This is a genomic window from Mucilaginibacter humi, from assembly GCF_013087555.1.
On the sequence record NZ_JABFCR010000001.1, the window covers coordinates 80593 to 86592 of the forward strand.

At 40.6% G+C, this 6000-nt stretch carries 6 protein-coding genes and 1 pseudogene; 1 reads left to right on the forward strand and 6 read right to left on the reverse strand.

The genetic code is table 11. The annotated features are described in order from the left end of the window. Window positions 1-69: 69 nt before the first annotated feature. Window positions 70-1541 (forward strand): annotated as a pseudogene (gene rpoN, locus HK413_RS00505) (RNA polymerase factor sigma-54). A 100-nt stretch (window positions 1542-1641) separates the two neighbouring features. On the opposite strand, the gene HK413_RS18845 reads toward rpoN, so the two are convergent. The 6 genes from HK413_RS18845 to HK413_RS00530 all read right to left on the reverse strand — a co-directional run. Beyond that, window positions 1642-1839, reverse strand: coding sequence for a type IX secretion system membrane protein PorP/SprF (locus tag HK413_RS18845; protein ID WP_262886702.1), 198 nt, complete (start codon window positions 1837-1839; stop codon window positions 1642-1644). 43 nt (window positions 1840-1882) lie between these two features. Next, the gene (locus HK413_RS00510; RefSeq protein WP_262886703.1) at window positions 1883-2659 is read right to left on the reverse strand and encodes a PorP/SprF family type IX secretion system membrane protein; all 777 of its coding nucleotides are present in this window, start codon (window positions 2657-2659) and stop codon (window positions 1883-1885) included. A 179-nt stretch (window positions 2660-2838) separates the two neighbouring features. Next, window positions 2839-3912: an MBG domain-containing protein gene (locus HK413_RS00515; protein WP_175268755.1), complete on the reverse strand. Its 1074-nt coding sequence runs from the start codon at window positions 3910-3912 to the stop codon at window positions 2839-2841. Between the two features lie 448 nt (window positions 3913-4360). Next, window positions 4361-5335, reverse strand: a complete 975-nt coding sequence (locus tag HK413_RS00520) for a YncE family protein (RefSeq protein WP_217451889.1) — start codon at window positions 5333-5335, stop codon at window positions 4361-4363. Window positions 5336-5454: 119 nt separating this feature from the next. Then, entirely contained in the window at window positions 5455-5658 is a 204-nt protein-coding gene (locus tag HK413_RS21710) for a T9SS type B sorting domain-containing protein (RefSeq protein ID WP_175268761.1), read from the reverse strand. Then, a partial coding sequence (locus HK413_RS00530; protein WP_175268757.1) for an MBG-2 domain-containing protein occupies window positions 5655-6000 on the reverse strand: 346 nt, incomplete at its 5' end. The genes HK413_RS00530 and HK413_RS21710, both read right to left, overlap by 4 nt.

Genomic DNA, 6000 nt, shown 5'->3' on the forward strand with positions numbered 1-6000 from the left:
AATCAATCTTCATTTTCAAACAAGATTTAAAGTTATAGGTAATTTGATGTAAATTTGCCTTCTCTTATTATGTTAAAACAGAACCTTCAACAAAAGCTTTTACAAAAGCTATCGCCGCAGCAAATACAATTTATAAAATTGTTGCAAGTGCCTACGGTATCTTTAGATACGCGTATAAAAGAAGAGCTGGAAGAGAATCCCGCGCTCGAGGATCTGAGTTTAACAAATCTTAATGAGCCCGAAGAACAATACCCTGACCGCGACCCGGATGACGATAACTTTAACAGTGATGAAGAGCGTGGCGAGATAGATGAATTTAACATTGACGACTACCTGCAGGAAGACAATGTAAATGAATATGGGTCGCGCTATGACCAGAATGGCGACGAGAGGAAGACCGTAAAGAAATACCTTTTGCCGTACAAAGTTCGTTTTTGAATTATTGCAGTCCCAGTTGGATATGCTGCCAATGTCTGACAAAGACTTTAAGATAGCTAATCAAATAATAGGTAGTTTAGATGACGATGGCTACCTGCGCAGGCCCATCACCTCGCTTACCGATGATTTGGCTTTCTCGCAAAACGTGATGGCCGAAGATGAAGAAGTTGAGGATATGCTGAAGCTGATACAAAGCTTTGACCCCCGGGTGTTGGTGCCCGCAGCCTGCAGGAATGCTTATTGATACAATTACGTCGTAAAGACGTTACTGATCCAATAATTAATAAAGCGATTTTAGTTGTTGAGCATTATTTAGATGAGTTTACCCGTAAGCATTATGATAAGCTGGAGAAATCATTAAACATGACATCTGTTGAGCTGCGTGGTGTGGTTAATGAAATTTTAAAGCTTAACCCAAAACCCGGCGACTCGAACGAAGTAAACAGCAAACAAATGCAGGTTATTCCTGATTTTCATATCAAGAATAGCGATGGCGTGCTGATACTCACCCTTAACTCAAAAAATGCCCCCGAATTGCGTGTAAGCCGCTCGTACCAGAAATGTTTCAGCATTATGATAAGGCATCGCAAAAAGATAAAAAATTAAAAGAAGCTGTACAATTTGTAAAGCAAAAATTAGACTCGGCCAAGTGGTTTATTGATGCCATAAAACAACGCCAGCAAACGTTGCTAAAAACCATGAATGCCATAATGCATTACCAGTACGATTTCTTTTTAACCGGCGATGATAAGAGTTTGAAGCCAATGATATTGAAAGATATAGCCGATAAAATCGGTATGGATATTTCAACTGTATCGCGGGTAGCCAACTCAAAATATGTACAAACAGAACATGGCACTTTCTTGTTAAAATCATTCTTCTCTGAAGCTATCCAAACCGATAGCGGCGAAGAAGTATCAAACAAAGAAGTTAAAAAGATCCCGGAAGAACACATAGGCAAAGAGGACAAACGCCACCCGCTGGCTGATGAAAAATTAACTGAGATATTGAAGGATGCCGGCTATAACATAGCCCGCCGTACCGTGGCCAAATACCGCGAACAAATGAATATCCCGGTAGCAAGATTGAGGAAAGAATTGTAGCCCACAGCCCACTAAAGGGGGAGGAATAAAAAAGAAAAGAGCGATAGGTAATCCATCGCTCTTTTATTCTCTCAAGCTTATTAACCCCTCTTTTAGGGGCTTAAAACCCGTGTTGCGGACAAGTAACCTTGTACCTGTTATTCAATAATAAGCCAATAACTATTTCGTGCGTACCGTTACTAACAGTGTTTAATGATGATGTGGTAATATCGTAAGAGTAACCCACGTTAATAAACGAGCTTAAATTAAACCCTGCCAATATACCAAATGAGTCGTTATGACGATAGGAACCGCCCAACCAGAACTTGTCCGGAAAGAGGCTTTCAGATTAACATCATAAGTTAAGGTACCGGTTGAATTTGCTTTATTAAAACAGAGGGCAATAAGGTGATATCGTCAGACATATATAGCTTGGTGCCTGCTGTCAAAAAGTAATGAGGCACGGTTTTACTAACGTCAACAGCGGTGTTGGTAGTGCTGAAATAAAGATTTTGTTTTAACAGCTGTTGTACAGATACCCCAAAATAGTAATCGCCGGAGTATAACCATGCTCCTATTCCCAAATCTGGTTTCCATTGGCTGTTATCACCATTTGTAATAGCAGGGTCAAAAGCAGTACCTAATGTAATTTCTGAGGTATTTAGGCTAATGCGGTTAAAACCGGCAGCTACGCCCACAGCCAGGTTTAGCTTTGGTGCCAATCCAAGATGATATGCATAGGTTGCCGCTACATTGGTTTGTGTTATCGGGCCTGCTTTATCAGTTACTAATGTAAAACCTATACCATGGTGAGGCTCTGAAGCCATATAATTTTGTGTATATAACCGGCTTGATGGGTTTGTTCCTCCGCCACCGGGAAAAGCTGTAGCATCACCATTTATAAAATTATCTCCTATTGGTGTATTTACTGTTAAAAAACTGGTTACGGGTGCACCATTCAGACCGGTCCACTGGCTGCGATAACCCAGTTTAACATCAGTATAATTTTCAATGCCTGTAACAGCCGGGTTTAAAAGGTAGTTATTAAATACATATTGCGTATACTGTGGTAACTGCTGCGCCTTTGATGCCTGTATAATAAAAGCAAAAAATACCAATATATATATATATATCTTCATCAAAAATTTACGCCACATATTCACGCACGGGTATAATTGGTTTTGCAATTGGCTTCATTACAAGAATATCAAACAGGTTATAACTTAATTATTATAGGAAATGATATTAATTAACGAATATAGCTTTTCTAACATATATGGTATATAGTTGTCGCAACATATTTTTAAATATTTATCCCCTACCTGATAATGGCCAGATACCCTGTAAGTGGTTTACTCTCACTGGTAAGCTTTATAATGTAATAATATGTACCGACGGGTAAGTTTGCGCCACTGCTCCGTCCATCCCATGCAATCGGATACCCGACAGAATTGAATACTTTATATCCATAACGATTCATAACTTCTACAGTACAATTAGGAAACTGACCGATATATTTTATATCCCACCTATCATTAATCCCATCGCCGTTAGGTGTAAAAGCCGAGGCTATTGTAACTGGTGTTGATTTAATTGTAAGTGTAGCTGGCACGTAATTAAATGTATAATTGAGCGCGGCAGCGCCGCTAATTGTAATTGGATATTGCCCTACCGGTGATGTCAGGACGGCCGTAGTGCTAATAACCGGCAAGCTTGTCAGTTGTGCCGGACTTTCGCCATTTACGAATCCGCTGTACTTAAAAGTAAGTACCGGATTGGCTTCACCATAATTTCTTTCCTTGTCATCTGCAGTTAAAGTTAAGGGTACAGCTTCTACAGTTACATCACTTGGCGGATAAGAAATCGCATAGTTTGCCGAAGAAAAGGTACCGCGTGCAGCTGCAGATGTAATCACAGCACCTTTATAAGTACCAACCGGATCATTTGACGCGGCTCCGGCACTGTAATGTATCGTTATACCCTCTATTGTCTCATTGTTTTTTAGGCCAATGGCAGTAAACTCTGTTGAGCGCCCCGCATCATTTAAAACTTCACCATATTTTTTGGTGATAGGGGCCGTAATGGTTAACGGCGCAGGTGTTACGGCACTTAAAATTGTGGGTACACTCGCGCTGGCCGTGCCGCTGCTTAATACTACATTGCCCGAATATTTACCGACCCGGGTCGTCAGTTTTAAACGTACGTAAACTTTGGCAGGTAAAACTTTACCGGGCAACCCAATGGTTAAATTGTTGCTATATGTTATTCCGTCTGTACTTACTTCATAGCCTGCAGGCGGGGTTACCAGGATACCGGCGGGTAAATTTGTACCTGATACTGTAAAGCTTGTTGATGCCCCCGCGGTACCATAAACTGCATCTACGTTTGACAATGCACCTGTAGCAGTGATTACTGGTGGCGGCGGGTTTACCGTTATTGTAAAAGTAACCGGTGTACCTGTGCATGGATCAGCCCCTTTTGTTAAAAAAGTGGATTACTACGTGCAGGTTGTAGCGGAATTGAATCAACAACTTTGTTGGTTTTGGTATCTATCATTTGTATATACCCGCGTTCTTCAATATTGTTTATAGACACAAGCATAGTCTGATATAGCTTACTACCATCGTAACTTAGCTGTGGCGTTTGGGTAATCACATTAATACCAACTACAGACGATTGCTTAATGGTTCCAATAAGCTCATCAGTTTTTGTTGAAAATACCTTAATGGTACCAGTTGCACGTTCTATGAAATAAACATATTCCCCGTTCGGGTTAAGCAGTACACCGGCAGTATAAGTAAATCCGAGATTTGCAGGAGTAACGGTATTGGTTTTAATATCTAAAATATGAAAAGGGTAACCATATCTACTATTGCGTTTTGAGTAAGATATGCTTTTTTCCCATCAAGGCTCATACTGCTAAATCCCATGCCGGCAGGTGTTGGGATAACCGAAACAGCGCCTGTAATTGTATCATACAACGTTAAAGCGGGGCTGTTGGCATCCCCACTACCAATGTATAATTTAGTACCATCAGCATTTAAAAATAGCCGGCCACCCTTTACCGTCAGGGTGACAGTTGATGCAACTGAGTTTGTGACGGTGTTTACAATAGTTAAAACCGACTGATTTGAAGAATCGCCACTTAATAAATACAGCAGGCCACCATCCGGGCTCATTTGTATAATCGGATTATAAGTGCGGCCAGGATTTAAACTTATAGTGTTCTCTACCGTATTAGTTATTGTATTAATAACCACTATTGATTTGGTTTGGGTGCTGTAGGTGTATATTTTATTCCCATCCGGGCTAAAAATCAAACCGACTATATTTGAGGAAGCTATTATATTATAAAAACCGGCACTTACCGGTATAGTGGCTAATAGCTTATTATTTCTTCCATCCACTTTATATAAGGTGTGGTTATCTGTGCCGCTCATAAAGTATACGGCACTACCATCGGGGCTTGTGCCTTGCAGGCTGGCATTAACCACCGGTACAACACCTGCCTGCGTATAATCCACCAGATCAATAGCATAAGTAGTGGTGCCCACAGTTTGATAACCAAAAGTTTGCAGCCTGGCTTTAACTGTAGCTATAGCAGGGACAAAACCATCATTTTTAGCAATAAACGATGCGATATTGCCCGTACCACTGGCCGCTAGTCCGATTGAGGGATTATCATTAGTCCATTTATAAATACAATCTGCACTTGGGAAAACAGCCGGGGCAGTAGCATCGCCGGCATTTACCACCTGGTTAACCTGCGCATTAACATTTGGGGCTAATAGAAGAATACATGACAACGCAGCCACAAAAAGCAAACAGTTTAATATGCGCTTACGGGGATTATACATGAGGTATATCAGGATATAGTTGGTAACCTCTAAGTTATTAAATTAAATTTAAAGATAATAAACTCATTATAATCCTATTAACGTATGATAGCTAAGTACCCTGTAAGTGGCTTCATACTGCTATTTAACTTTATAATGTAATAATAAGTACCCGTAGGTAAGTTTGCACCGCCGCGTTTTCCGTCCCATGCCACAGGATAACCAATGGAGTAAAATACTTTTTCGCCATAACGGTTTAAAACCTCAACAGTACAGTGACTGTATTGACCAATCTTACTTATTTCCCGGTATCATTTACACCATCGTTGTTAGGCGTAAAGGCCGTGTTTACTGTAACTAAGGTAGATTTAACCGTAAGGGTGCCGGATACATAATTTATGGTATAGTTAGGCGCAACCGCACCACTAATTGTTATAGGGTACTGCCCTAATAGCGCAGTTGGGCCTGCGCTATTACCAACCGGTAAAGTTGTTACTTGCGCCACGCCTTCCTTATTTACAAACCCACTATATTTGAAAGTGAATACCGGATTAACTTCACCATAAAATCTTTCCTTACTATCAGCCGTTATAGTTAAGGGTGCGCCAACCACTTCAAGTTCTCCGTTACTGTAACTAAAGTCG

What these genes read in the sequence shown, in the direction of transcription:
- HK413_RS00510 (WP_262886703.1), bottom strand. Translation starts at nt 2,659, where the DNA reads ATGAAGATATATATATATATATTGGTATTTTTTGCTTTTATTATACAG.